Below are 24,715 nucleotides of genomic sequence, written 5' to 3'. Positions count from 1 at the left end.
CGACACACCGCGGACTGGCGCCGGGCTTCGGCTTTCCAGCGGCTTCTCAGGCCGGCGACTCCCCTATTTCAGTGACGGGCGTCGTGGCCGGCACGCCCTCCACCAGCAACATGATGGAGTGCGCGCTTTCGTGGCGGAGCGCCTTGGCGGCGGCGTATTCCGGGGATGCCCACCAGGCCCTGGCGAGCTCCACGCTGGGGAACTCCAGCAGGACGAAGCGCGGGGGCTGCCAGGTGCCTTCCAGGGCCTGGGTGGGACCGCCCCGGACAAGGTAGCGGCCCCCGTAGGGCTTGAGCGACGGAGGCGCGAGCTGCTTGTACCGCTCGTAGGTCTGCGCGTCGTGCACCGAGACCTCGACCAGGACATACGCAGGCATGGGCGCTCCTTGCGGCGGCTCAGAACTCGTATCGGAAGACGACGGGCGCTCCCTGCGTTCGATGCCTGGGGAACGTCCAGGCGCCTATCTTCTGCTGCATGCAACGCACGAGCGACGTGCCTCGCAGCCACGGCGTCTCGGTGGTGATGGACTCCACCTTCCCACTCGGCAGGACGCTCAAGCGCAGCACTGCCCGGTCCCCCTCCTGCGGCGGCGCGGACTGCTCCCGGGCACACGCCGAGAGCTCCGAACGCCGGGCATGCACCACCGCGAAGACGGTGGCCAGGTCGAGCGACTCGCGCGGCGCCGTCGGGTCGGGCGGAACATAGACGGTCGGCTTGTGGTGCTTGGTGGCGTTGGGCCCTGGGCCGGAGAGCATGCGGTCGAAGTCCGCGTCGGGCCCCAGGTCGTCCTCCGAGCTGCCAGCCGTCGCGGCTTCCGCCACAGTCGTCGCGGGCCGCTTGGCGGGCTCCGGCTCCGGAGCAGGCGCCACGGAGTGCTTCCCGATGACGAAGGCCACGGCGACGTCTCGCGAGGAGAGACTGCCCGTGGGCCGCTCGAAGACGCGCTCCTCCGGCGACGGCCGTCCGCCGCCGGTCGCGGCGCGCGCCGTGCTCTCCGTGCCGGTCAGCTCCGGCACGCGGCCTCCGCGATCGACCGAGGCGGCCGAGAGCGAGGGCGTCGACGGGCGTGTGGGCTCCCGCACCGGGCTCGGGTCGCGCGCGCTCTCGGCGGCCGACGTCGCGACGCCCGCGCCGCTGAGGCCCGGACTCGCGCTGCCAGTGCCGCCCGCTGACGTGGGGGTACCAGACGCCGCGCCGCCCTGGCTCGCAGCCGCGACCGCTTCCGGCGTGGGCGCGGCGGCCACCGGCTGTTCCGCGGGCGGCGGCGCACCGGTGCCACGCGTCGTGTCCACGGCATCACCGGGGCTCGCGGCACCACGGCCGCCCCCACCACCAAAGACGCCCAGCGCCAGGGCCACCGACATACCGCCGATGGCACCACCCGCCAGGATGAAACCCAGCCTGCGCTTGCGACGCGCGCGTTCCTCGGACGACGGCGACGCGAGCACGGCGTGGGTCCCCACGGGCTCCGCCACGGGCATCGGGTCCGACACTGGTGCTCCGTACGCGGCGAAGTCACTCGCGGCCGGCGCGGTGACAGGCTCCGGTGCGAGCGTCGCGACAACCGCTTCCGGTTCCGTCCCAACGAAGCCGCTCGCGGCCGGAGCCCCTGGGCCCTCCACGGGAAGCAGTGCGCCAGTCGCCTGCGGAATGGCGGCCGCGCTCACCGCGGGAGCCGCCACGACGGCGGCCGGTGCAATGGCCGCGAAGGGGGGCACCACCGTGCCCGGCGCGTTCAGGATCACCCGCTCCGTGGTGGCCTCGGACACGTCCACCGCGCGCGCGGCCTGGGGCATGAAGGCCCTGGATGCTTCCGGTGGCACGGGCGGAGGTCCCGCGGGCACGGACGGCGGCAGCAGCGCGGACGCGAGTTCCGGGATGTGCCCCAGGGGCAGCCACTCACTGAACCCCTCGCGCCAGCACAGGGAATCAAAGCCCAGAAAACCCCGCTCCACGTGGGCCTTCAGGTCCGCGAGGTCGTGAGGACCGTAGGCCGCGCCGCCCGTGACGAAGTACCAGGCATGCTTCACGACGGGCGCGGCTTCCTTCGGCGGCGCCTCCTCTTCGCCCAAGGTGGACGCCCGTGAACGGCCCGCGCCCCGATGCAGTCGCTCCGACTGCGTGGCCTCGCGATAGCGCGGCTGCGCGCTGGGCCGGACACGAAGGCTCTTGTCCGTGCGCAGCTGGCCCACGATGGCGTCCAGCTCCGCATCCGACACGCCATCCAGCACGGGCGAATCGCCCTCGTCAGGGCGCTCTGGGGCGACCTCCCGGGCGTGTCCCGGGTTGGCGTTGTCTTCCCCTGAGTTGCCGGCCATCGACCCGCTCCTTGATTCCATCCGGTCCCGATTAAGCCGCACCATCAGACCTCACCCAATGGAATGCCACCACGGCGATTCGTCAACGGCGAGCATCTGCGCGGAGGTGGACACAGCCCCCACGTGAGACGGAGCCCTAGCGTAGTTCCCATGCCCCACCTTCGTACAATGCCCCGACTGTGCGGCATGAACACACAGCCGTCGACGCGCCACGCGTGGGAGCGAGAGCAGTGCCCTCACACCTCGCGGCACGCTCTGGCACACCCGGCTTCCCTGTCAGCTCCGTGGGCAATCGAACAGAGGACTTCGTGGGCGCGGGCACCACCAGGCCGAGCATCTCCTCCGCCAGCAACTGCGCGGCCTCGCGCTCCGCGGCGGCGCTGCGCGCGCCCGTGACCTCGATGCCGAGCAACGCCAGGCCTTCCTCCAGCCCCAACGCCGTCTCCACGCCTTCGAGCTGGATGCCCATGCCACAGCTCCCCCACCTTGGGACGGGAGCGGTGGGCGACCGCGAGCCTCACAGCCACACCTCGAAGTCCACCTGCGTGCCCTTCGGGCCGGTGCGCACGTCGAAGCGGTCCGCCAACCGCTTCACGCCCAACAAACCCAGGCCCATGCCCGTCTTGCTCTTGTACGTCCCCGACAGCACGCGCTCCAGGTCCGGGATGCCTTGTCCGGAGTCCTCGGCGCTGACACGCAGCAGCCGCTTGGGCGCTAGCTGCGGCGCGAGCTGGATGGTGCCGCCCCCGGCGTACGAAATCTGGTTGCGCGCCAGCTCACTCACCGCCGTGGCCACCTTCTGGCATTCGTAGCCGCGCCCGCCCAGGGACTCGCACAGCATCCAGGCGGCGAGCCGCGCGTGACTGGCGTCCGCTTCCGTGCGCACCAGATAGGCGGTGGCCCGCCCCTCCGCCGCGGCGGAAGTGGCCGCGCTCTCCGGCCCCGCCGAGGGCGCGAGCTGCGCGCGAAGCTGCGCCATCATCTGCGGCCGGCGAGAAGGGTCCACGAAGTGGCGGGTGGCGGGTTCCAGCGCCTCGATGATGCGTGGCAGGTCCGCCGAGGTCGCCGTGTCCAGGGACAGCCGGAGGGACTCCACGGTGCCTCGCAGCACCAACCGCGCCGCCGTCTCCGACATGAACTGCTGCAAGACGCGCAACAGCGCCCACACCAAACCACCGCTCAACCGTGCCTCCTTTTCGCCTGGACCACCACCCGCTTGCGCGCCAGCACCTCGAACCCACCGCCTTCGCGGTTGGCCACCTGGACGTCGTCGGTGAGCCGTCGCACCGCGGCCCCGCCTTCGCCCAGGCTCTCTCCAGGCAGCGGGCCCGGACGCCCTTCCCTGCCAGCGAAGAACATCGATGGGTCCGCCATGCCGGGGCCGCGGTCGCGCGAGCGGATGAAGAGCCACTCCGCCTCGCGCCACAGCTCCACCCAACCCCGGCCACCCGCGTGGCGCACCAGGTTGGTGGCCAGCTCGCTCACCACCACCGCCACCTCGGCGCTGGCTTGCGCCGTCAGGCCATGGTCGCGGGCGTAGCAGCGGCTCAACGCGGCGGCGACCGCCGCATCCGACCTCAAGCGGACCTCGATGCTGAACATCGGCTCAACTTCTGAGAACATGGGAGACACGAGCACTGAAATCCAGCAAGTCTTCAATATTTCGATGAAACCCCTCCAATGGAAGCACTTCCCCTCTGGGGATGTAAAGCGGTCCGCGGTCATCCCGGACCCCGAGCGCCCATCTCGGGAAAGCCTGGATGTGAATGAGGGGTATTCGTGAAGCGCGGTCGGGAGTTCAGCGCGTCACGGCGGGACCGCCGGGACTTCCACGAGGTGGCGCCGAGGCCCGCATCCCCTTCGGGAGTGGCCTCCAGGCGCCTTCCTCGCGCACGTCGCTCACGTGCCGGACAGCTCGTGCATCTGCAGATCCGGCCCCACCGTGAGCGTGTGGCCATGCGCCAGCTCCACCCATCCCGTGGTGCGCTTGAGCGCGCTGGCCACCACCACGGTGCGACGGCGCCGGTGCGCTCCCACCGCGGGCTGCGTATCTGGCGTCGCGGGCGTCACCTCGCACAAGTCGCATTCGGCCGCCCCCTCCAGCCGCGTGCAGAACAAGGGATGTTCGCCGTACCGGGTCGCCGCCAGGATGGTGCCGTTGGTGGCCACCAGGTTGAGCGTGGGCGTGCGTGTCACGCCGGCCTGGGCCGCGGCCCGAGCCACCTCGCGCGCCGTGTCCGCCAGCACGCGTCCAGCGACCTCGGCCTCCAGCCGTGGATCCTCCGTGCGTCCCAGGTCGCGCAGGCGCCTGAGGAAGACGGCGAACAGCAGCTCCCCCTCGGTTCCGCCGCGCACCTGACGCCGCAGGTGGTCCGGCAGAGACGCCAGCAACGGGGCACGAAGCAGCTCGAAACCCTGTACGCCGCCATGAAGGGCGAACAACCAGCGCCGGGAGCGGAAGGGCTGGGTGTTCTCCTCCAGCGACAAGCCCACGGGCAGCCGGCCCGCGTGGAACAGCAGCGCCTCCGATTCATGCGGAGGCGCGAGCGAGTCCAGGGTCAGTTCCTCCCCGCTGGAGAAGCGCCGCAACAGGACCTCCTCCTGGGCGTAGGCTCCCACCCCCAAGGCGTTCGCCCTCGGCTCTCCCTGGAGCAGGACCTGGCCTTTGAGGCGGTGCAGCTCACAGCGCAGCAGGTTCGGGTCGGACGTCAGAGCGGCGAGGATGACGGACATGGATGAATAAACCCCCTTCGCCATGAGAGATAATGGCCTCGGAGCGCCCCCTCAAGCCAGCGGGCATGCTCCCTTGCACCCTCGCTAAGCCCTTGAAATGGCTAGGCTTTATTGACACGGGAACGTTGACACCCGCTTCTGGGGGTGCCTAACCTCCGTGCGCTTCACCGACGGACCTCTGCTGAAGGTCTTCACCGGAGACGGAATGGCGGACGACATCGCAATCGGCATCGACCTGGGCACGTCGTACTCGTGCGTGGCGGTGGTCCAGGACGGCCAGCCCATCGTCATCCCCAACGAGTGGGGAGAGACGACTCACGCCTCCTGCGTCTCGTTCCTCGAGGATGGCTCGGTCCTGGTCGGCAACGCGGCCAAGAAGAACATCATCACCAACCCGGAGCAGACCGTCTATTCCGCCAAGCGCCTCATCGGCCGCTACTACTTCTCCGACGAGGTGAAGAAGGCGCAGGCGGTGATGCCGTACCGCATCGTCGAGGGCGACAACAACTCGGTGCGCATCGCGATGAACGACCACTCCTATTCGCTCCCGGAGATCAGCGCGCTGGTGCTCAAGGAGATGAAGGCGGTGGCGGAGACGTACCTGGGCCAGGAGGTGACCAAGGCCGTGGTCACCGTGCCCGCGTACTTCAACGACAACCAGCGCCAGGCCACCAAGGACGCGGGCCGCATCGCCGGCATGGAGGTGCTGCGCATCCTCAACGAGCCCACCGCCGCGGCGCTCGCGTACGGCTTCGGGCGTGACGTCAACCAGCGCGTGGTGGTCTACGACCTGGGCGGTGGCACCTTCGACGTCTCCATCCTGGAGATTGGCAAGGACGTCTTCGAGGTGCTGGCCACCGCGGGCGACACGTACCTGGGCGGCGACGACTTCGACGACCGCATCATGACGTGGCTGGCGGATGACTTCCTGGCCCGGACGCGCCTGGACGTGCGGCAGAACAAGTTCTGCCTGCAGATGCTCAAGGAGGCCGCGGAGAAGGCGAAGATCGACGTGGGCCAGACGGGCTCCGCGGAGATTCTCTGCCAGGGCATCTGCCAGGACGCGGACGGCAACATCATGGACCTGCGTGGGCAGCTCAACCAGGACCAGTTCAACCGCATGGTGATGGACCTGGTGCAGCGCACCTTCAAGGTGTGCGACGAGGCGCTCCAGAGCGCGCGCCTGACGGCCGCCGACATCGACGCGGTCATCCTCGTGGGCGGGCCGACGCGGCTGCCCATCATCCGCAACTCGGTGAAGCACTACTTCCAGAAGGAGCCGATGGAAGGCATCAACCCGGACCAGGTCGTGGCCATGGGCGCGGCGCTCCAGTCGCACGCGCTGCTGGACAGCACGGCGCAGACGTTCCTGGTGGACGTCACGCCGCTGTCGCTGCGCATCGGCACGGTGGGTGGGTACACCGAGAAGATCATCGACAAGAACACGCCGGTCCCCATCGACCGCTCGAAGACGTTCACCACCAGCCGCGACGGCCAGGAGAAGGTGAAGATTCGCGTGTACCAGGGCGAGTCCAACCGCGCCGACGAGTGCGAGATGCTCGGCGAGTTCGAGTTCGCGGGCTTCCGCATCGGCTACCGCGGCGAGGTGAAGATCGAGGTCACCTTCGAAATCAACACGGATGGACTGGTGCACGTGTCCGCGTGCGACACGGAGACGGGTCAGAAGACGTCGACCTCCATCACCCTGTCCTCCGGCATGAGCGAGGCCGATATCCAGCAGTCCATTCAGGCCAACCGGAACACCCGGCTTGCCGGCCACAACAGCAACGACCTGCCCGCTGCGGCGCAGTAAGGCCGCGACTCGACCACGCCGATGTCCGAGCCTTCAGACCCCAGCGCCGGCAAACCGCCGGGAGCCACGCCCGAGACACCGGCCACGCCCGCCCGGCCCGCCGTCCCGCGCGTGACGGCCGCCGTGCCCGGCCCCGTCACGCCCGGGACGATTCCGTCGTCGCCCGCCGCCAGCGCGCCGACTCCGCCGCCTCGGCCCCAGGGAACACCTGTCGCACGTCCCACCGGCGTGACGCCCCCGGTGCCACCCCGGGCCACGACGACAGGGATTCCCACGGTGCGGACGGGCACAGGAGAGGGTGCGCCTTCCACTCCTGGACGTGCGACGGCGCCGGGTGCGAGTCCCGCGGCGACGCCGGCACGTCCGGCGTCGGGTGCGGTGCCGTCGGTGCCGGGTTCGGTGATTGCGCCGCGAGGCACGCCCGCGGCGCTGCCGGCGATTCCAGCTGTGGGCGCCGCGACGAGCACTTCCGCGAGGCAGCCGGCAACTGGCGCAGTGCCGGGGCAACATAGTGCTGCTGGAGATGCGCCATCCGCCGCGGTCGCCACGACTCCGGTGCCGCGCCCGGCGGGAGCTGGCACAGGGATCTCGGCGTCCGCGCCGGGTACGGCGGCGGTTCGTGCGAGTGCAACTGGTGCTGACGCTCGGACACCCGTGCCGCGCCCACCTGCCGGAGCAGCTGGGGCTGCCACGCCCGTACCGCGTCCGGTCGCTGGAGCGGCAGGCGCCGCCACGCCCGTACCGAGACAGGTGACGGGCGCAGGCGCCAACACACCTGTCCCCCGCGTGGCCCCCGCAGGCACCACCACGCCCGCTTCGCGACCGGCACCGGCCTCCCCCGCCGCTGGCGCGAGTACGCCTGTGCCACGCGTCGCGACGGCTGGCGCCACTGCCACTGGAGCCCACACGTCCGCCCCGCGCCAGGGCTCGAATCCAAATGCCGCGGGAGCACCAACGCCCGCGCCTCGCCCGGCAGCAGCAGGAGGAAACACGCCTCCTCCGCGTCCGGCCGGTGCTGTTCCTCCGGCGCAGCGGCCCACCATGGGCGCCATCCCCGCCGTTGCCCCTGCCATCGCGCCCGTGGGTGCAACAGCGTCGCCATCCTCGGCTGGTGTCGCTCCCCCCATTGCTCCCGTGGGGGCCGCCTTTCCACTCGCGGGCGCAGTGCCCTCCATCGCGCCCGTGGGCTCGACAGCATCGCCATCCTCGGCCGGAGTCATTCCCCCCGTCGCTCCCGTTGGAGCCGCTGCGTCCCCAGTCGCGGGAGCAGTGCCATCCATCGCCCCCGTGGGCGCTCCGGCGTCGCCCTCATCAACAGGCGTCGTCCCCTCCGTTGCCCCGGTAGCGCCCCGCGCACCGGTCCAGACGAGGACGGTCCCGACGGTCGCCCCGGCAATCCCCGCAGCCGCGCCGCAGGCAGGCGCCGTACCTTCCGCACCGGCGCGCCCCCAAGGAACAGCACCGGCGTCGAGGCCGCCTCCCGTACTCGCGCTGGGACAGGTCGCTCCTCCCGTGGCGCCCTCCACGGCCCCACAGCAGAAGCCCGGGGCACGGCCCACCATGTCCCTTCCAGCGCTGGTGCCCGCCGGCGCCACGCCGCCGCGCCCTCCCCCGTCCGTCGCGCCCGCCGTCCCAGGCATCGCACCGCTGACGCCGGCCCCACGCGCTCCATCCGGCGCGGTGCCCTCGACTCCTTCCGTGGCGCCCATCGTCCCGCCCGTCGCCCCTGCCGCGGCCACGGCGGTCACGCCACCGCCGGCGCCTGCTGCGTCAACGAGCCCGGGCCTGGACATCCAGCAGCTCGCCGACCTGGAATCGCGCTGCGCGAAGCTGGACCAGATCGACTACTTCGAAGTGCTCATGCTGGAGCGGACCGCCACGCCCGCGGACATCAAGCGCGCCTTCTACCGGGAGAGCCGCACCTACCACCCGGACCGCTTCTTCCACATGGACTCCAAGGAGCTGAAGGAGCGCATCAACGAGCTCTACAAGCGCGTCACCGAGGCCTACTACGTCCTGCGCGATGACACGAAGCGCAAGAAGTACGTCGTCGACGTGACGGGCCCCGAGCGCGCCCAGAAGCTGCGCTTCACCGAGGCCTCCGAAGCGGAGACCAAGGCCGCCGCCAAAAAGGAGCAGGAAGAGCAGATCGGCACCCACCCCAAGGGACGCCAGTTCTTCCAGCAGGCGCAGAAGGACGCGGACGCAAGCAACTGGTCCGCCGCCGAGCGGAACCTGAAGATGGCGCTCACCTATGAGCCCTCCAACGCCCGCTACAAGGAGCGGCTGGCGGAGGTCCAGAAGCAGTCCCAGGACGAGTCCCGTGACAAGGGCGGCTCGTTCAAGATCCGCTGACGGCGGCTGCGCCCATGGTCATCGACCTCATCATCCTCGGACTGGTGCTGTTCTTCGCCATGATCGGCGCCATCACCGGGGCGTCGCGTCAGGTCGCCAACGTGGTGGGCCTGGCGGTGGGCTACTTCGCTTCCCGCCGCCTGGGACCCGTGTCGGCCCCACACCTGGCCGAAGCCCTGGGCAGCCCACTGTTCCTGGGCGCCATCGTGGGCACGGTGCTCCTGTTCATCTGCACGTGGCTCGCGGTGCGCTACGCCCTGGGCGCGCTGCTGCTGCGCATCCTCTCCACCGGTCAGCACAATGAGAACCGGGGCGTGGACCGCTTCCTCGGCTTCGTGCTGGGCGGCGCGAAGATGGGCATCATCGCCTGGGTCGTCCTCAGCGCCATCGCCTTCTTCGAACAGCACGTCGTCATCGCGGGCCGCCGCGTGGGCCTGTCCCCGAAGGAGTCGCTCTCCATCGAGGTCGCCCGCCGCTACAACCTCTTCGAGATGACGCAGTTCGCCCCGGTGAAGAACCTGGTGGAGGTCGCCAAGGCCGCCAGCGATCCGAAGCGCGCGGGGAAGCTCCAGGACGACCCGGCCTACAAGGCCCTGCGCAAGGACCCTCGCTTCCAGCGCCTGCTGCAGGACCCGAAGCTGAAGCAGGCCCTGGCGCGAGGAGACACCGCCGCGCTGCTGCGCCACGACGGTGTGCTCCAGCTCATCCAGGACCCGGACGTGGCGGCCCGGTTGGGCGCCGCGGCCCGTGCCTCCGAGCGCGAGCCCTGACTCACACGTTCAGCTGCGTCGAATCCAGCCCTCGCAGCCGCTCTCGCACGAAGCCCGCGTCCACCGTCACCTGGCGCCGCCGCCGCTCGGGCGCCTCGAACATGACGTCCGCCATGACGTGCTCCAGGATGGACCGTAATCCTCGCGCGCCCAGCCCGCGCTCCACGGAATAGCGCACCACCTCGCGCAGGCCCGGGTCGGCGAAGTCCACCTCCAGGTCATCCATGGACAGCAGCTCGCGGAACTCGCGCACGATGGAGTCCGGCGGCTCGGTGAGCACGCGAATCAGGTCCTCCTCGCCCAGCCGCTCCAGCTGCACCATCACCGGAAGGCGGCCGAGGAATTCCGCCAGCATGCCGAAGTCCGTCAACTGGCGGGTGCTGATGCGCTTCTGCCTGCGCTTCGCCGTGTCCTCCGCGCCAAAGCCCATGGCGCGGCGCCCCTCATCCCCGTCGTCGTGCAAGTCACTGAACGTGCCCGCGCAGATGAAGAGGATGTCGCGCGTGTCCACCTGCACGAAGTCGCTCTTGTTCCAGGCCTGGGTGACGTTGAGGGGCACGTACACCTCGCGGCCCTCCAGCAGCTTCAGCAGTGACTGCTGGACACCCTCGCCGCCGATGTCGCGGCTGCCCGCGCCGTTGCGGGCGCCCTGGGAGCGGCGGGCAATCTTGTCCACCTCGTCGATGAAGATGATGCCCCGCTGGGTGTCCTCCACGGAGTGGTTCGCCTTGAAGAGGAGGTCGGAGATCATCACCTCCACATCCTTCCCGTAGTAGCCGGCCTCCGTGTACTCGGTGGCGTCCACGGTGGTGAACGGCACGTGGAGGATGTCCGCCAGGTTGCGGGCGATGTGCGTCTTGCCGCTCCCAGTGGGCCCCATCAGCAAGATGTTGGATTTCTTGATGAGCGACGTCCGGCGCAGCCTTCGCGCCAGAAGACGCTTGAGGTGATTGTGGGCCGCAATGGCCACGGCGCGCTTGGCGGCGTCCTGGCCAATGACGAAGCGATCCAGCCGCTCGTAGATTTCCCGCGGGGTCAGCACCGCTTCTTCCCTGCGTGCGGACGACTCCATGTACCCTCCCCTTGTTTCCACGCGTCCCTCAGGACTCACGGGAAAAGGGTAGGAATTGAATGGAGGGTCGGCCCGAGGGAGGAGGAGCACCGGGCGGCCGCCCCGCCAGCCCGCTTGCCCTCCGCACAGGCGGCTGTTGAATACCGAGGGGCTTTCCGATAGTTCCCGCGCGATTCCCGTGACCGTTTCCGTTGTTCATGGGAGTCCACCCCCCACCCTGGGAGCCTCGAGACGCCGATGCCCGCAAACGCCCCTCCCCACCGCTGGACCCTCGCCGACGCGCACGAGCTGTACGGAATCCGGAACTGGGGCAACCCCTACTTCGGCATCAACGAGAAGGGCCATGTCATCGTCCACCCGGACGGTCCTCAGGCCCCGAACATGGACCTGAAGGAGCTGGTCGACGAAGTGCGCCGCCGGGGCATTGGCCTGCCGCTGCTCATCCGCTTCACGGACGTACTGCGCCACCGCGTGGTCCACCTGAACGAGGCCTTCCGCAAGGCCATGAACGAGCACGGGTTCAAGGGCGGCTACCGCGGCGTGTACCCCATCAAGGTGAACCAGCACCGCTTCGTGGTGGAAACGCTCATCGAGGCGGGCAAGGGCTACAACTACGGGCTGGAGGCCGGCAGCAAGCCGGAGCTGCTCGCGGTGATGGCGCTGCTGGAGAACGAGAACGCGCTCGTCATCTGCAACGGCTACAAGGACGAGGAGTACATCGAGACGGCGCTCTTCTACTCGCGCCTGGGCCGCAACGTCATCCTGGTGGTGGAGAAGCCCAGCGAGCTGCCGCTCATCGCGGAGGTCGCCCGTCGGACGGGCATCGTCCCGCGGCTGGGCATGCGCGTGAAGCTGTCCACGCGCGGCGCCGGCAAGTGGGAGGCCAGCGGCGGTGACCGCTCCAAGTTCGGCCTGTCCTCCTCCGAGCTGATGAACTGCATCAGCTTCATGAAGGACGCCGGTCTGCTCAGCTCCTTCGAGCTGCTGCACTTCCACCTGGGCAGCCAGATCTCCAACATCCGCAACGTGAAGAACGCGCTGCGCGAGGTGGGCTGCTTCTACGTGGAAGTGGCCCGTCAGGGCGCGCCGCTGAAGTACCTGGACGTGGGCGGCGGCCTGGGCGTGGACTACGACGGCTCCCAGACGAACTTCGCCTCCTCCATGAACTACACCACGGAGGAGTACGCCAACGACGTGGTGTTCGGCGTCATGGAGGCCTGTGACCGGGCCGGCGTGCCGCACCCCACGCTGGTGTCGGAGTCCGGCCGCGCCGTGGTGGCGCACCACGCGGTGCTGGTGGTGGACGTGCTGGGCACCAGCGAGTTCGACCCGGCCCAGGTCCCCGAGAAGGTGGACGAGAAGGCGCCCTCCGTGGTGCGCAACCTCTGGTCCACCTACCGGGAGGTCACCAACAAGAACCTGCTGGAGGCGTGGCACGACGCGCAGGACGCCAAGGAGGAGAGCCTCACCCTCTTCTCGCTGGGCCACCTGTCGCTGGAGCAGCGCGTGGCGGCGGAGAACATCTACTGGGCCGCCTGCCACAAGATCATGCGCATCGCGCGTGAGCAGGGGGAGATTCCCGAGGAGCTGGACTCCCTGGAGAAGGCGCTCAGCGACACGTACTTCTGCAACTTCTCCGTGTTCCAGTCGCTGCCGGACTCGTGGGCCATCGACCAGCTCTTCCCGATGATGCCCATCCACCGGCTGGCGGAGAAGCCGACGCGCCGCGCGACGCTGGCGGACATCACCTGCGACTCGGACGGCAAGATTGAGCACTTCATCGACAAGCGCGAGGTGAAGGACGCCCTCGAGCTGCACGCGCTCAACGATGACGACTACTACCTGGGCATCTTCATGGTGGGCGCCTACCAGGAGATTCTCGGCGACCTCCACAACCTGTTCGGCGACACGCACGCCGTGCAGGTGTCGCTGGGGCCCAACGGGGGCTACCTCATCGACAACGTGGTGGCCGGCGACACGGTGACGGAGGTGCTCAACTACGTCAGCTACACCAAGGACGACCTGGTGGCGAAGCTGCGCAAGTTCACCGAGGCGGCGCTGCGCCAGGGCCGCATCACCCTGGACGAGTCGCGCAACCTGCTGCGCATGTACGAGGACGGCCTGTCCGGCTACACGTACCTGGAGCGCGAGGTGGACGCGAGCTTCGGCGGCAGCGCCAGCCAGCTGCGCCTGGTGCCCACGCCGGACGCCTCGGCCGCCCGGCCCACGACGCCGGCTCCTGGCGCGTCGGGAACGTCGGGCACCTGAGCCCCGCGCCAGAATGAAGTCCCGCCCCCTGTCGCTCACCGCGGCAGGGGGCTTCTTCATGCCCGGGTGTCCATCAGTGGTCCGCGACGAGGGGCTCCCCCGAGCCGAAGGGTTGCGGCTCCTCCGCGAAGGCCACGTCAGCCGCCTGGGCCCGCAAGCGCTGGAGCACGGAGCGCTGCGCCTCGCCGCGCTGCACGAGCGACTCGAAGGGAAACACCGCGAGCCGGGCGTCCTTCACCGACACGCGCGCCAGCGTGCGCCAGAGAGACAAGCGGCCCTCCGTGGCCGAGCACAAGCCTTCCAATTCCAGCAGCCGGCTCAGGGGCGAATAGCGCACCAGCGTTCCGTTCAGCTTCAGCCGGCTCACCTTCTCCACGGCCCACGCGGCGCGCGTCTTCAGCCCATCCCGCTTCAGCGCCAGGGCGTCCATCACCGACAGCAGCGTGGACTGGTCTTCCTTCAGCTCGGGGATGAGCGTCGCCAGGTAGCGGCCCAGCAGGTTGCCGTGGTTCTCCGCCTCCGTGCGGATTGCCAGCTCCAGCCCGCCCACCGAGCCCGCCAGGTGGTCATTGAGGTAGATGCCCAGCCGCTTCGCATGCATGCCATGTCCTCCAGGACGAGCCCCGCAGCCGGGGAGGATGAACACGAAGGGGCCCACCCGCAGCATTCGCGGGCAGGCCCCCTGGAGGGCAAGCGGCCTGGCGTCCTCAGTCCGGATAGCTGAACGTCAGCGGCAGCTTCACGTCCGGGTGGAGGCTGCGGGCCACCGGGCACTCGCGGCCCACCTTCTCCAGTGTGGCCCGGTGCTCGGCAGACAGGCCGGCCGGCATCTGGATGTCCAGCACCAGCTCGGCGATGCGGCGCGGCGGCGGTGACATCCGCTTCTCCACCCGAGCGCTCACCTCGCCCAGGGCAATGCCTTCACGCGAGGCGAACAGGTGCATCGTCGTCACCGCGCATGACATCAGCGCCGCGCCCACCAGGTCCGTGGGAGAGAAGCTGCCACCGGTGCCGCCGTTGTCGCGCGGCGCCTCCGTCTGATTCACCGTGCCCGACGGGCCATGGGTGAGCTGCGTCTTGAACTGGGGCTGGCTGACCAGCGTCATCACCACGCCCGTGGCGGGCGTCTGCGGCGGGCTCATGTCGGCGCTCCTCGAAGCAAAAGGGCTCCGCCGACATACCACCCCGAACCACGCTAGGGGCCGCTACTTGTTGCGCTTCCGGGCCGCGCCGCCGGACACCTTCGAAGGAGCCTCCGGGACGCGCTCGGGCGCGCCGAGCACCTGGGCCCGAACCTGCTCGGCCGGCAGATGCGAAGTGTCCGCCATGACACAGGACACGAAGGCCAGCTCCGCCAGGGCCCGGCGCGCGCGCTGCCGCACCGCGGGGTCCTCCGAGGACAAGACCTCGGTGGCGGACGCGACGTAGCTGCTCGCCAATGACTCGAAGAGGTAGACCCGGTTCTCGATGGTCGTATCGGACTTCTTGCCCATAGGGCTCGGACAGTAGCCACACCCTGGGTGGCGGCGGCACCCCCCATGCCGCAAGTTGGTGTGAAACCCGGCATAGGTCGCGTATGGGAAACATTCCCCCCACACCCTGGAGCCCGCCGTGATTGACCTGCACTCGCACACCACCGCCAGCGACGGTCAATATGCGCCCACGGAGCTGCTGGCGCGGGCGGCCGCCGCCGGGGTGACGGTGTTGGCGATTACCGACCACGACACCGTCGCGGGGTTGGCCGAGGCCGAGGTGGCGGCGCGCGCCCACGGCGTGGAGCTGGTGCCAGGCATCGAAATCTCCGCGTTCATTCATGGACGCGAGTGCCACATCCTGGGGCACTTCCTGAGGCCGGACGACGAGGACATCGCTCGCTTCGCCGACCGGCTCCGGCTGGAGCGCGAGCAGCGCATGGAAGCCCTGCTGGAGCGCATGCGGCAGCTGGGCTACCCCGTGCGCATGGAGCACGTCCGGGCGGTGGCCGGCGACGCGCAGCTGGGACGTCCCCATCTGGCCCGCGTGCTGGTGGACCGCGGCTGGGTGGTGGACGTGAAGGAGGCCTTCGACCGCTTCCTGGGCATGCGCGGCGCGGCCTGGGTGGAGCGCTTCAAGCTGGCCGGCGAGGACGCCATCCGCCTCATCCGCAACGCGGGCGGCACGGCCACCCTCGCCCACCCGGGTTCATCGCGCATGGAGCGGCTGGAGATCCGCGCGCTCGCCCTGGCGGGACTGGCGGGCCTCGAGGTGCTGCACGAGGACCACAACCCCAGCGTGCGCCAGAAGTATCTCAGCCTGGCCAAGGAGCTGGACCTGGTCCCCACCGCTGGCAGCGACTTCCACGGCGAGGCCATCTCCGCCGACCACCGGCTGGGCACCGCCTCCATGCCTCCCGAGCTCTTCGCCCGCCTCAAGTCACGCGCCCAGGCCTGAGCCGTCACAGGCGGGCAAAAGTGAAAATTCCGGGATTTTGTTAGTCTCCGGGCCGCCATGGGGTGCCCGAGCGAGACGACACTGAGCGACTTCCTCGAAGGGGCGCTCCCGGACGCGCACCGCACGCGCGTACTGGCCCACGTGGAGGGATGTGAGCGCTGCCAGGAGCACCTGGCCCTGGGCGCCAGTGCGCCGGAGGCCGCGTCCCTGCCCGTCGATGGCCCGCTGGTGACCCCGGGCACCCAGCTCTCACGCTACGTGGTGCAGGAGCGCATTGGCCGGGGCGCCATGGGCGAGGTGTACGCGGCCCATGACCCGGAGCTGGACCGAAGGGTCGCGCTGAAGCTGCTGCGCCCCGAGGGCCGGCACCTGGAGGAGCTGCGCCTGCGGCTGCTGCGCGAGGCTCAGGCCCTGGCCCGGCTGGCCCATCCGCACGTCGTCACCGTCCACGACGTGGGCGTCTGCGATGACTGCGTCTTCCTGGCGCTGGAGCTGGTGGAGGGCGCGTCGCTGGCGGAGTGGCTGGAGACGCCGCATCCATGGCAGGACGTGGTGCGCGTGTTCGTGGACGCGGGCCGGGGACTGGCGGCCGCCCACGCCGCCGGGCTGGTCCACCGCGACTTCAAGCCGGGCAACGTGCTGGTCGGGAAGGATGGGCGCGTGCGGGTGACGGACTTCGGTCTGGCCCGGCCCTCCCACCGGCGAGTCTTGGGCCACGCCACGCCAGCGCGCTTGGACACGGTGACGGCGCCGGCCTCGCTGGTGGACTCGCCGCTGACCCATTCGGGCGCGCTGCTGGGCACGCCGGCGTACATGGCGCCCGAGCAGCTTCAGGGACACGGCGTGGACGCGCGCTCGGACCAGTTCAGCTTCTGCGTGGCACTGTACGAAGCGCTCCACGGCGTGCGCCCCTTCGAGGGCCGGACGCTGGAAGCGTTGGGTCAGGCCGCGCGGGAAGGACGCATCCGCGCGCCAGAGCGCGAATCGAAAATCCCGGCCCGTGTGCGGCGCGCGGTGCTGCGGGGTTTGCGAGCCCAGCCGGAAGAGCGCTTCCCATCGATGGAGGCGCTGCTGACCGAGCTAGCCCCCCGCGCAGGAAGGCGCCTTGCCTGGGTGGGCGCCTCCGCCGCCGTGGCGTGTCTTCTAGGGCTCACCGTGGGCTACGTGGCGGCGCATCGGAGGCAGGCCCGTTGCGAGTTGGAGGCGGAGCGGCTCACCACCATCTGGGGACCGGAGCGCCGCGCTCGAATCCATGCGGCCTTCCTGGCCACGGGCAAGCCCTTCGCCGCCGCCGCGTGGGAAGCCGTCGCCAGCACGTTGGACGGACACGCGGACACGTGGCGCGAGCTGCGCACCGACGCGTGCACGGCCTCGCGCGATGACACCAAGGACTCATGGCAGACGGCCGCGTGCCTGGACACACGGCTGTGGCACCTGGCCGCCGTCGTCGACGTGCTGGAGGAGGCGGACGCGCGCACGGTGCAGAACGCGCCGCAGATGGTGGCGTCCCTGGAGGGAGTCTCCGGCTGCCGGGACGCGCCGGAGCTGGCGAACCGGCCTCAGCCTCCGGATGCCCTGCGGCCTCGCGTGGACGCGGCGCGGCGCAAGCTGGCCGAGGCGCGGGCCCACATGGACGCGGGCAACCACCCCGGCGCGTTGAAGGAGACGACGGCCTTGCTCCAGGACATCCAGGGGCTGGACTACCGCCCGCTGGAGGCAGAGGTCCTCACCCTGCACGGCTATGCCCATGGGCTCGCCGGCAAGCCCAAGGAAGCCGAGGAGCACCTCTACAAGGCGCTCTGGGCCGCCGAGGCGGGCCGCGACGACGAAACCGTGGCCCGTGTCTGGAACCTCCTCCTGTGGGTGGTGGGCGACCAGATGGCGCGCATGGAAGAGGCGAACCGGCTGGTGCACCATGCCCGCGCCGCGGTGGAGCGACTGGGCCGCGAGCGCTTCCCGCACATCGCCACCGACCTGCACCTGCGAATGGGCGGCTTGCTCCTGGTGCAGGGCAAGCTGGACGAAGCGGACGCGGAGTTCACCCAGGGCCTGGAGCTGGCGCGGCGGACCGCGGGCCCCTCACGGCCTCGCGTGACGTACTTCCTCACCGGCCTGGGGCGCGTCCGCGCGCGGCAGCTTCGCGCGGAGGAGGCCCTGGCGCTCTACCGGGAGGCGCAGGCCTACGCATTCCAGGAGCGACAGTGGAGCCCCGAGCACCCGGTGCTCGCGCTCAACCTCAACAACATCGCCACCGAACTGCTCGCCCTGGGCCGCACGCAAGAAGCGCTCGAAACGTTCCAACGCTCGCTGGCGCTGCTGGAGGCCGCGCGCTCCAAGGACCACGCGAGCCTGGCCGCCCCCCTCAACAACCTGGCCGGACTGCTGCGCCGCGAGGGGCGCCTGGGGGAAGCCCGGAGCCACTATGAGCGAGCCCTGGCCATCTTCGAGCGCAGCAAGGGGACGGACCACCCCAGCACCGTCACCGCGCTCGGCGGGCTGGGCATGGTTGCCTATGACTCCGACCGGCTCGACGAGGCGCTCGCCCACAACCAGCAGGCGCTGGAGCGCATCCAACGCAGCGTGGGCCAGGACTCGCCGCGCCTGGAGATGTCGCTGCGCAACCTGGGCCTCATTCACCTGCGCGCGGGCCGACCGGCGGTGGCGCGGCGCAACCTGACGAAGGCGCTGGGCCTCCTTCAGAAGGCGAACGGCACCGACAGCGTGGTGGCGTGTGGCGTGGAGCGGGACCTGGCCCGGGTGGACCTGGAGACGGGCGCATTCCGGGCGGCACTTACCCGCTGCCAGCGCGCCCTGGCCCTGGATGAAGCCGCGCAGGGTGACGACAGCCCGGACGTCGCGCTCGACCTCGCCTGCCTCGGAGAGGCCCACCTGAGCCTGCGCGCGCCGGAGCAAGCCGTCCCGCTGCTCGAGCGCGCACGGCGCATCCATGCGCGCGTGTGGCTGGACCGGAAGGAAGCCGCGCGAGTGTCCTTCCTCCTCGCACGGGCCCTGTGGGAACGGCCCGCCCCGGATGGACGCGAGCAGGCCACGGCCCTCATCCGCGAGGCGAAAGCGTGGCTGGAAGCCCAGGGTCTGCGCGCCCGGCGCGAGCACGACGAGCTCGTGGCATGGCAGGCGCGGCACCTGCCCCGTGTGAGCGAGGTCACCCGATGAGCCAGGCTCCGGAAACGCTGACGCCGCTGCTGCTCGCGGGGGCACCCGAGTCGCTGCACGACACGCTGCGCTCCGCGCCCGCGCTGGAGGCCCTGCTCACGGAGCTGCTCGACCAAGGCCGTGCGGCGTGGCCCACCGTGACGCTGGCGCCCGCGGCCCTGTTGCACCACGTGGGTCGGCACCTGCGCGCGGAAGGCACACCCCTGGATGCGCTCAAGCAGCTCCACGCCGCGGACGTCTACCTGGCGTGTGCCTGTGCCCAGGGAGAGCCCCAGGCGTTGCAGCTCTTCGAGAAGCACGTCCTCCAGAAAGCCGCCGCACGGCTGTCCCGGCACCTCACGGCGATGGTGGACGAGGTGCTCCAGGTGACGCGCCAGCGGCTCCTGCTGGGCGTTCACGGCGGCGCGCCGAAAATCGCGGAGTACTCGGGCCGGGGCTCGCTGGGCCGCTGGGTGCGAATCGTCGCCTCGCGCATCGGCGGCGAGTTGCTGGAGCAGACCGGCCGCCACGAGCAGTCATCCACGCCCCCGGAGGCCTTGGAGCAGCTGTTGTCCCGGGACAACCCCGAGCGAAACGTGCTCCAGGCCCACTCGCGGCAAGCCCTGTCCGAATCCCTCCAGGCCGCGCTGGCGATGTTGTCCGAACGGGAGCGCGCGCTCTTGCGCCTGCACCATCTCCATGGCCTCACCATGGACCGCATCGCCACGCTGTACGCGGAGCCCCGCTCCAGTGTGGCACGCCACGTGGCCCAGGCCCGTGAGCGGCTCCTGAAGCAAACCCACCGCGAGCTGGCCGCCCGGCTGAAGCTGGACGGGCGCGAGGTGGAGAGCCTCCTGGGCCTGGTCCAGAGCCGCCTGGACCTCAGCCTCCACCGGCTGATGAGCTGACGCGAGCGCCACCTGTCCGCCTGGGCTGCCTCCCCGGGCTGCGACTCCAGGGCAGGTCCGCGTCCATTCCCCGCTGAGCACCTTCGCGGTGTCGCCCAGGGCACCTCGCCCGGGCCACGTGGAGGAGGCAACGGCGCATGTCGTTCATCGACAGACTGAAACGCAAAGGCAACGGGCAGGACGGCAGGGGCGCGGGACAGCGGCCGAACATCCTCGTCATCTGGGGTGACGACATCGGACTGTGGAACATCAGCGCCTATAACCAGGGGATGATGGGCTACCGGACGCCGAACATCGACCGCATCGCCCGCGAGGGCGCGTTGATGACGGACTGCTACGGCCAGCAGAGCTGCACCGCCGGCCGCGCGGCATTCATCACCGGCATGAATCCCCTGCGCACGGGCCTCACCACCATCGGCATGCCGGGCGCTGACTACGGACTTCAGGCGTCGGACCCGACCATCGCGGAACTGCTCAAGCCCCTGGGCTACCGCTGCGGGCATTTCGGGAAGAACCACCTGGGCGACTCCAACCGCTACCTGCCCACCGTGCACGGCTTCGACGAGTTCCACGGAAACCTGTACCACCTGAACGCGGAGAACGAGCCCGAGTGCCCGGACTACCCGAAGGACCCTTCGTTCAAGGCCCGCTTCGGGCCGCGAGGCGTGCTCCACGCGTGGGCCACGGACCGGGACGACCCCACGGATGAACCGCGCTGGGGCCGCGTGGGCAGACAGCGCATCGAGGACACCGGACCGCTCACGACGAAGCGCATGGAGACGGTGGACGAGGAGTTCCTGGCCTCGACGCTGTCCTTCATGGAGCGCTCGGTGAAGGCGCGTGAGCCCTTCTTCATCTGGCACAACACCACGCGTACGCACGTGTGGACATTCCTCCAGGAGAAGTACCGCAACAAGACGGGCAAGGGCTTGTACGCGGACGCCATGGCGGAGCTGGACGACTACGTCGGCATTCTGTTGGACAAGCTCGACGCGCTGGGCATCTCGGACGATACGTTGGTCATCTTCAGCACCGACAACGGCGTGGAGAAGATGGGCTGGCCGGACGGAGGCAACTCACCGTTCCGCGGGGAGAAGGGCTCCACCTGGGAAGGCGGTGTCCGCGTGCCCTGCGTCGCGCGCTGGCCGGGCGTCATCGAGCCGGGCCGCGTCATCAACGACATCTTCGCCCACGAGGACTGGATGCCGACGATGGTGGCCGCGGCGGGTGGCCCCGATGACCTCGCCGAGCAGTGCCGGCAGGGCTACCGCGCGGGAGACAAGACGTTCCGCGTGTGCCTGGATGGGTATGACCAGCGCGGGCTGCTCGTGGGAAAGGAGCCCAGCCGGCGCCACGAGTTCATCTACGTGCTCGACAGCGGCCAGCTCGCCGCGGTCCGGTACGACGACTGGAAGGTCATCTTCGCCTACCAGGAAGGCGACGGCCCTGACCTCTGGTTCAGCGGCAAGCGCTTCAATCCGTCCTGGCCCTACCTCATCAACCTGCGCTCGGACCCGTTCGAGGAGGGGCTCCATTCGGGCCTCTATACGCGTTGGTATGGCCAGCGGATGTTCCTCTTCGTCCCCGCGCAAGGACTGGTGAAGAAGTTCGCGGAGAGCCTCATCGAGTACCCGCCCAGCCAGGCACCGGGGAGTCTCAGCATCGGCCCCCTCAAGGAGCGCGTGAAGGACGCGATGCGCAAGACGATGAAGGACGACAAGCCCTCCGTGGGCGACGAGGTCCTCCGATTCGCCAACGAAGTGGAGCGGCTCATCGACCGGACCCAGCAATCCCACGCATGAGCCCCGCGCTGATTCAGGCTGCGCGTCCATCGCGGGCGATGTCATCATCCGGGGAAACCCTGGCCGAAAGAGCCCTCAACGATGGCGCAAAAGAAGGCGAAGCGAGCGAACCGAGACCTGGAGAAGACGTACCCGCGCAAGGACTTCGTCGCGAAGCTGCGGCGGTTGGCGGACGCCATCGAGGAGGGCAAGGCCTTCAGCATCCAGGTCGCAGGCGAGCGCCTGCGCATCCCCGCCGACGCGCTCTTCAACATCGAGCACGAGCGCGAGGACGGCGTGGACGAGGTCGAGTTCCAGCTGCGCTGGCAGCGGGAGTGAGCCTCAGTTCCGCGTCGTCTTGAAGCGGCTGGTGACGGCGGTGAGCCCCTCGGCCACCGCCTGCAGGTCCTGGGCGATGCGCGTGGTGCGTCCCGTCGCGTCCACGCCCTGCTTCACCAGCTCCGCGACGTTGCGGGCGCCCTGCACGGCCTGCTCGCTGGACTGGCGCTGCTGACGGGTGGCGATGGTGATCTGCCGCGCCGCCTCGCTGGTGCCGCGCGCCAGCTCGACGATTCGCTGGAACACGGAGGAGGCCTGCTCGGCCACCTCCACGCCCCGGTCGCTGGTGGCCATGCCCACGCGGGCCTTGGCCGCCGCTTCCTCGCCGGAGTCCTGAACCTTCTCCACGATGCGGGCGATGTCACGCGCGGAGGCGGACACGTTCTCCGCCAGCTTGCGCATCTCCGCGGCCACCAACGAGAAGCCCCGCCCCACCTCGCCCGCCTTGGTGCCCTCCAGCGCCGCGTTCAGCGCCAGCAAGTCGGAGCGCTCCGCCACCTGGTTGATGACCTGGGCAATCTTCGACACCTGCTGCAGGTCCTGGTTGAGGCCGACAATCGCGTCCGCCACGCCCTTGGACTCGGTGCGGATGTCGTTGATGCCCGCCACCACCTGCGCGACCACCGCCATGGCCTCCGCCACGGCCTCGTGGGTGCGCCGCGCGCTCGACTCCACCACCTCCGTGGAGCTGGAGATCTGCTCGGCCGTGCGGCTCAGCTCCTCGAACGTGGCGGCAATCTGCTGCGCGTACGCCGCCTGCTGGCTGATGACGTGCTCCTGGTCCGCGGACGCCCCCAACAGGCCCCGCGACGCGCCGGACAGCTGCTCCGTGCGCGAAACCATCTCCATCACCGAGGTGCGCAGCGTGCCCAGCATCTTGTTGAAGGACTGCGCCATGAGGCGCACCTCGCCCGTGGCCGGCACGTCCAGCTCCCCGCGCGACATGTCGCCCCGGGCCACGTCCCGCACCACCTCCGTCACCCGGGCCACCGGTTCGGCGATGGCGCGGCTGATGAACAACGACAAGGCCAGCCCCAGCACCAGCGCGCCCGCCAGTCCGGCCAGCACCGCGCCCCGCATGTCATCCACCGAGCTGAGCGCTTCCTGGACGCCGAAGCCCGCCACGTAGATGCGGTCACCACTGGCGCAGCGGACCGACACCTCGTCGTGGTGGGTGGACGTGATGCAGCCCTCCAGCCCCTCCACGCCGAGCGAGCGGATGGCCGTGGGAATGGGGCCGCGCCCATGCAGCACGGTGCCTTCCGCCGACACCAACCCCTGGTAGCGCAGGGTGAAGCCGCTGCGCTCGTTGAGCGCCTCCGGGGACTCCAGCATCGACAACACATCCCGCACCCGGGCCGTGGATTCCGGCGTGCTGTCCGCGGACAGGAGCGCGGGGTGCTGCGATATCAGCCGCGCCACCACCCGCACCCGCTTCTGGAGCAACTCCAGGGTGACTTCCCGCTGGTGCATGGGGAAGTACACGACGCAGAAGCTCACCACCGCCAGGCAGGGCACGAGCACCGCGATGGCCACCTGCATCCACAAGCCGAGCCGGCCCCACATGCTTGCCATCTCCCCGGTGAGAAAGTTTCACGCCGGATGGATGCCGGCGGTTCTCCGACGGTAGGCGTCCCTTCGCGGAGCGTCAAACCGGCAGGTGGGACTGGGGCCGTGCGAGCGGCTGATCCACGCCAGACGCGCCCTGGGGTACCATGAACACCGCTTTTCGCCGTCATCTCAAGGGGTTGGCGCGCCGCCCCCTGGACTTTCCCTTTGACATGGCGAGCGCGGTGTCATTAGGTTCCGCGCGCGATGACTCCGACTCCCCTCACGCCATACCTGCCGCTGGCCGTCGTCCTGCTGCTGGCGGGTGGCATGGCGATGCTCATTCCCCAGATCACCACGCGGCTGGGTCCTCGCCGCCCGAGCGCCATCAAGGCGACCAGCTTCGAAGCCGGCTCCGAGTCGAGCGGCCCGGCACGGCAGCGCTTCGCGGTGAAGTTCTACGTCGTGGCCCTGTTGTTCATCGTGTTCGACGTGGAAGCAGTGTTCCTGTACCCCTGGGCGGTGAACTTCCAGGCGCTCGGCTGGTTCGGGTACGTGGAGATGCTGGTTTTTGCGGTGACGCTGGTGGTCGGCCTTATCTACATCTGGAAGAAGGGCGCCCTGGACTGGGAGAGCTGAGACATCATGGCTGACGCAGACCTCGCAAACATCGTGACGACCCGCCGTGACGACTCCATGGGCTGGCTCCAGTCCATCGTCTCCAAGGGCCTGGGTTGGGCGCGCAAGTACTCGCTCTTCACCTATCCGTACGCCACGGCCTGCTGCGGCATGGAGTACATGTCCGTGGCCGCCAGCCGGCACGACATCTCCCGCTTCGGCGCGGAGTTCCCCCGCTTCTCGCCGCGCCAGGCGGACCTGCTGATGGTGGTGGGCACCATCAACCTGAAGCAGGCCCCCATCCTCAAGCGCGTCTATGAGCAGATGGCCGAGCCCAAGTGGGTCGTGGCCTTCGGCGTGTGCGCGTCCTCGGGCGGCTTCTACGACAACTACGCGGTGCTCCAGGGCATCGACCGCATCATCCCGGTGGACGTCTACATCCCCGGCTGCCCGCCGCGCCCGGAGCAGGTGCTGGACGGCCTGATGCTGCTGCAGGACAAGATTGGCAACCAGGTCCACCGCATCGCGGACCGCGAGGAGGCCAACCCCACGGCCGCGCGGCACAACCTGCTGCTGTCCATGAACAAGTAACGCGCCCCACGCGCGGTA

At 69.8% G+C, this 24,715-nt stretch carries 23 protein-coding genes; 11 read left to right on the top strand and 12 right to left on the bottom strand.

Going from position 1 to position 24,715, the window contains the following annotated elements; translation table 11 throughout:
* Window positions 1-46 precede the first annotated feature (46 nt).
* The 6 genes from BHS09_RS13545 to BHS09_RS13520 all read right to left on the bottom strand — a co-directional run bounded on the left by BHS09_RS13545 (window position 47) and on the right by BHS09_RS13520 (window position 5,051).
* Window positions 47-376, bottom strand: coding sequence for a DUF1330 domain-containing protein (locus BHS09_RS13545; protein ID WP_140790281.1), 330 nt, complete (start codon window positions 374-376; stop codon window positions 47-49).
* Window positions 377-395: 19 nt separating this feature from the next.
* A complete protein-coding gene (locus tag BHS09_RS13540) occupies window positions 396-2,318 on the bottom strand; it encodes a GYF domain-containing protein (protein ID WP_237080343.1) in 1,923 nt (640 codons plus the stop codon).
* A gap of 136 nt (window positions 2,319-2,454) precedes the next feature.
* Window positions 2,455-2,787 (bottom strand): hypothetical protein, encoded by a 333-nt coding sequence (locus BHS09_RS13535; RefSeq protein WP_140798060.1) that lies wholly within the window; start codon window positions 2,785-2,787, stop codon window positions 2,455-2,457.
* A gap of 48 nt (window positions 2,788-2,835) precedes the next feature.
* Complete coding sequence (locus BHS09_RS13530) at window positions 2,836-3,501, bottom strand: ATP-binding protein (RefSeq protein WP_140798059.1); 666 nt, start codon at window positions 3,499-3,501, stop codon at window positions 2,836-2,838.
* A complete protein-coding gene (locus BHS09_RS13525) occupies window positions 3,498-3,941 on the bottom strand; it encodes an ATP-binding protein (protein WP_140798058.1) in 444 nt (147 codons plus the stop codon). The genes BHS09_RS13530 and BHS09_RS13525 overlap by 4 nt, the downstream gene beginning before the upstream one ends.
* 276 nt (window positions 3,942-4,217) lie before the next feature.
* Entirely contained in the window at window positions 4,218-5,051 is an 834-nt protein-coding gene (locus BHS09_RS13520; RefSeq protein ID WP_174260030.1) for a class II glutamine amidotransferase, read from the bottom strand.
* 205 nt (window positions 5,052-5,256) lie between these two features.
* Between BHS09_RS13520 and dnaK the strand changes: the two genes are divergently transcribed.
* Window positions 5,257-6,864 carry a molecular chaperone DnaK gene (gene dnaK / locus BHS09_RS13515; RefSeq protein ID WP_140796443.1) on the top strand — a complete coding sequence of 536 codons (1,608 nt, stop codon included), beginning with the start codon at window positions 5,257-5,259 and terminating at the stop codon, window positions 6,862-6,864.
* On the opposite strand, the gene BHS09_RS13510 is transcribed toward dnaK, so the two are convergent.
* Window positions 6,798-7,154 (bottom strand): hypothetical protein, encoded by a 357-nt coding sequence (locus tag BHS09_RS13510; protein WP_140798057.1) that lies wholly within the window; start codon window positions 7,152-7,154, stop codon window positions 6,798-6,800. The two genes, dnaK and BHS09_RS13510, sit on opposite strands and share 67 nt — an antisense overlap.
* A gap of 1,270 nt (window positions 7,155-8,424) precedes the next feature.
* On the opposite strand from BHS09_RS13510, the gene BHS09_RS13505 reads away from it, so the two are divergent.
* Entirely contained in the window at window positions 8,425-9,219 is a 795-nt protein-coding gene (locus BHS09_RS13505; protein ID WP_140798056.1) for a J domain-containing protein, read from the top strand.
* A 14-nt stretch (window positions 9,220-9,233) separates the two neighbouring features.
* On the top strand, window positions 9,234-9,989 hold the full coding sequence (locus tag BHS09_RS13500) for a CvpA family protein (protein WP_140790269.1): 756 nt from the start codon (window positions 9,234-9,236) through the stop codon (window positions 9,987-9,989).
* Between the two features lies 1 nt (window position 9,990).
* Here the strand turns inward: BHS09_RS13500 and clpX are convergent, their stop codons facing one another.
* Window positions 9,991-11,061 carry an ATP-dependent Clp protease ATP-binding subunit ClpX gene (gene clpX / locus BHS09_RS13495; RefSeq protein WP_140790267.1) on the bottom strand — a complete coding sequence of 357 codons (1,071 nt, stop codon included), beginning with the start codon at window positions 11,059-11,061 and terminating at the stop codon, window positions 9,991-9,993.
* Window positions 11,062-11,298: 237 nt separating this feature from the next.
* On the opposite strand from clpX, the gene speA reads away from it, so the two are divergent.
* Entirely contained in the window at window positions 11,299-13,329 is a 2,031-nt protein-coding gene (gene speA, locus BHS09_RS13490) for a biosynthetic arginine decarboxylase (protein ID WP_140790265.1), read from the top strand.
* Between the two features lie 73 nt (window positions 13,330-13,402).
* Here the strand turns inward: speA and BHS09_RS13485 are convergent, their stop codons facing one another.
* The 3 genes from BHS09_RS13485 to BHS09_RS13475 form a co-directional block, all read right to left on the bottom strand.
* Entirely contained in the window at window positions 13,403-13,930 is a 528-nt protein-coding gene (locus BHS09_RS13485; protein WP_237078279.1) for a hypothetical protein, read from the bottom strand.
* A gap of 106 nt (window positions 13,931-14,036) precedes the next feature.
* Complete coding sequence (locus tag BHS09_RS13480; protein ID WP_011552807.1) at window positions 14,037-14,471, bottom strand: OsmC family protein; 435 nt, start codon at window positions 14,469-14,471, stop codon at window positions 14,037-14,039.
* A gap of 63 nt (window positions 14,472-14,534) precedes the next feature.
* Window positions 14,535-14,822 carry a hypothetical protein gene (locus BHS09_RS13475; RefSeq protein WP_140790261.1) on the bottom strand — a complete coding sequence of 96 codons (288 nt, stop codon included), beginning with the start codon at window positions 14,820-14,822 and terminating at the stop codon, window positions 14,535-14,537.
* 118 nt (window positions 14,823-14,940) lie between these two features.
* Here BHS09_RS13475 and BHS09_RS13470 point away from each other — a divergent pair, with 118 nt between their 5' ends.
* The 5 genes from BHS09_RS13470 to BHS09_RS13450 all read left to right on the top strand — a co-directional run bounded on the left by BHS09_RS13470 (window position 14,941) and on the right by BHS09_RS13450 (window position 21,940).
* On the top strand, window positions 14,941-15,759 hold the full coding sequence (locus tag BHS09_RS13470) for a PHP domain-containing protein (RefSeq protein ID WP_140790260.1): 819 nt from the start codon (window positions 14,941-14,943) through the stop codon (window positions 15,757-15,759).
* Window positions 15,760-15,816: 57 nt separating this feature from the next.
* Window positions 15,817-18,933: a tetratricopeptide repeat protein gene (locus tag BHS09_RS13465; RefSeq protein ID WP_140798055.1), complete on the top strand. Its 3,117-nt coding sequence runs from the start codon at window positions 15,817-15,819 to the stop codon at window positions 18,931-18,933.
* Window positions 18,930-19,820: a sigma-70 family RNA polymerase sigma factor gene (locus tag BHS09_RS13460; protein WP_140798054.1), complete on the top strand. Its 891-nt coding sequence runs from the start codon at window positions 18,930-18,932 to the stop codon at window positions 19,818-19,820. Before BHS09_RS13465 ends, BHS09_RS13460 begins: the two co-directional genes overlap by 4 nt.
* Window positions 19,821-19,957: 137 nt before the next feature.
* Window positions 19,958-21,622, top strand: a complete 1,665-nt coding sequence (locus BHS09_RS13455) for an arylsulfatase (protein WP_140798053.1) — start codon at window positions 19,958-19,960, stop codon at window positions 21,620-21,622.
* An 81-nt stretch (window positions 21,623-21,703) separates the two neighbouring features.
* A complete protein-coding gene (locus tag BHS09_RS13450; protein WP_140790252.1) occupies window positions 21,704-21,940 on the top strand; it encodes an amphi-Trp domain-containing protein in 237 nt (78 codons plus the stop codon).
* Between the two features lie 3 nt (window positions 21,941-21,943).
* Here BHS09_RS13450 and BHS09_RS13445 read toward each other — a convergent pair whose 3' ends face one another.
* Complete coding sequence (locus BHS09_RS13445) at window positions 21,944-23,515, bottom strand: methyl-accepting chemotaxis protein (RefSeq protein WP_140798052.1); 1,572 nt, start codon at window positions 23,513-23,515, stop codon at window positions 21,944-21,946.
* A 240-nt stretch (window positions 23,516-23,755) separates the two neighbouring features.
* Between BHS09_RS13445 and BHS09_RS13440 the strand changes: the two genes are divergently transcribed.
* Window positions 23,756-24,127 (top strand): NADH-quinone oxidoreductase subunit A, encoded by a 372-nt coding sequence (locus tag BHS09_RS13440; protein WP_011552801.1) that lies wholly within the window; start codon window positions 23,756-23,758, stop codon window positions 24,125-24,127.
* Window positions 24,128-24,133: 6 nt separating this feature from the next.
* Window positions 24,134-24,697, top strand: a complete 564-nt coding sequence (locus BHS09_RS13435; protein WP_140790248.1) for an NADH-quinone oxidoreductase subunit B — start codon at window positions 24,134-24,136, stop codon at window positions 24,695-24,697.
* Window positions 24,698-24,715 lie beyond the last annotated feature (18 nt).

This window comes from Myxococcus xanthus (genome assembly GCF_006402735.1).
In the GTDB taxonomy this organism is placed as follows: domain Bacteria; phylum Myxococcota; class Myxococcia; order Myxococcales; family Myxococcaceae; genus Myxococcus; species Myxococcus xanthus_A.
This window is presented reverse-complemented; position numbering and strand designations above follow the sequence as displayed.

Excerpts from the sequence above, each read along its gene's own strand:
- BHS09_RS13545 (WP_140790281.1), bottom strand. The coding sequence starts at position 376 with ATGCCTGCGTATGTCCTGGTCGAGGTCTCGGTGCACGACGCGCAGACC.
- BHS09_RS13540 (WP_237080343.1), bottom strand. The coding sequence starts at position 2,318 with ATGGCCGGCAACTCAGGGGAAGACAACGCCAACCCGGGACACGCCCGG.
- BHS09_RS13535 (WP_140798060.1), bottom strand. The coding sequence starts at position 2,787 with ATGGGCATCCAGCTCGAAGGCGTGGAGACGGCGTTGGGGCTGGAGGAA.
- BHS09_RS13525 (WP_140798058.1), bottom strand. The coding sequence starts at position 3,941 with ATGTTCTCAGAAGTTGAGCCGATGTTCAGCATCGAGGTCCGCTTGAGG.
- BHS09_RS13520 (WP_174260030.1), bottom strand. The coding sequence starts at position 5,051 with ATGTCCGTCATCCTCGCCGCTCTGACGTCCGACCCGAACCTGCTGCGC.
- dnaK (WP_140796443.1), top strand. The coding sequence starts at position 5,257 with ATGGCGGACGACATCGCAATCGGCATCGACCTGGGCACGTCGTACTCG.
- BHS09_RS13505 (WP_140798056.1), top strand. The coding sequence starts at position 8,425 with ATGTCCCTTCCAGCGCTGGTGCCCGCCGGCGCCACGCCGCCGCGCCCT.
- BHS09_RS13500 (WP_140790269.1), top strand. The coding sequence starts at position 9,234 with ATGGTCATCGACCTCATCATCCTCGGACTGGTGCTGTTCTTCGCCATG.
- clpX (WP_140790267.1), bottom strand. The coding sequence starts at position 11,061 with ATGGAGTCGTCCGCACGCAGGGAAGAAGCGGTGCTGACCCCGCGGGAA.
- speA (WP_140790265.1), top strand. The coding sequence starts at position 11,299 with ATGCCCGCAAACGCCCCTCCCCACCGCTGGACCCTCGCCGACGCGCAC.
- BHS09_RS13485 (WP_237078279.1), bottom strand. The coding sequence starts at position 13,930 with ATGCATGCGAAGCGGCTGGGCATCTACCTCAATGACCACCTGGCGGGC.
- BHS09_RS13480 (WP_011552807.1), bottom strand. The coding sequence starts at position 14,471 with ATGAGCCCGCCGCAGACGCCCGCCACGGGCGTGGTGATGACGCTGGTC.
- BHS09_RS13475 (WP_140790261.1), bottom strand. The coding sequence starts at position 14,822 with ATGGGCAAGAAGTCCGATACGACCATCGAGAACCGGGTCTACCTCTTC.
- BHS09_RS13465 (WP_140798055.1), top strand. The coding sequence starts at position 15,817 with ATGGGGTGCCCGAGCGAGACGACACTGAGCGACTTCCTCGAAGGGGCG.
- BHS09_RS13460 (WP_140798054.1), top strand. The coding sequence starts at position 18,930 with ATGAGCCAGGCTCCGGAAACGCTGACGCCGCTGCTGCTCGCGGGGGCA.
- BHS09_RS13455 (WP_140798053.1), top strand. The coding sequence starts at position 19,958 with ATGTCGTTCATCGACAGACTGAAACGCAAAGGCAACGGGCAGGACGGC.
- BHS09_RS13450 (WP_140790252.1), top strand. The coding sequence starts at position 21,704 with ATGGCGCAAAAGAAGGCGAAGCGAGCGAACCGAGACCTGGAGAAGACG.
- BHS09_RS13445 (WP_140798052.1), bottom strand. The coding sequence starts at position 23,515 with ATGGCAAGCATGTGGGGCCGGCTCGGCTTGTGGATGCAGGTGGCCATC.
- BHS09_RS13440 (WP_011552801.1), top strand. The coding sequence starts at position 23,756 with ATGACTCCGACTCCCCTCACGCCATACCTGCCGCTGGCCGTCGTCCTG.
- BHS09_RS13435 (WP_140790248.1), top strand. The coding sequence starts at position 24,134 with ATGGCTGACGCAGACCTCGCAAACATCGTGACGACCCGCCGTGACGAC.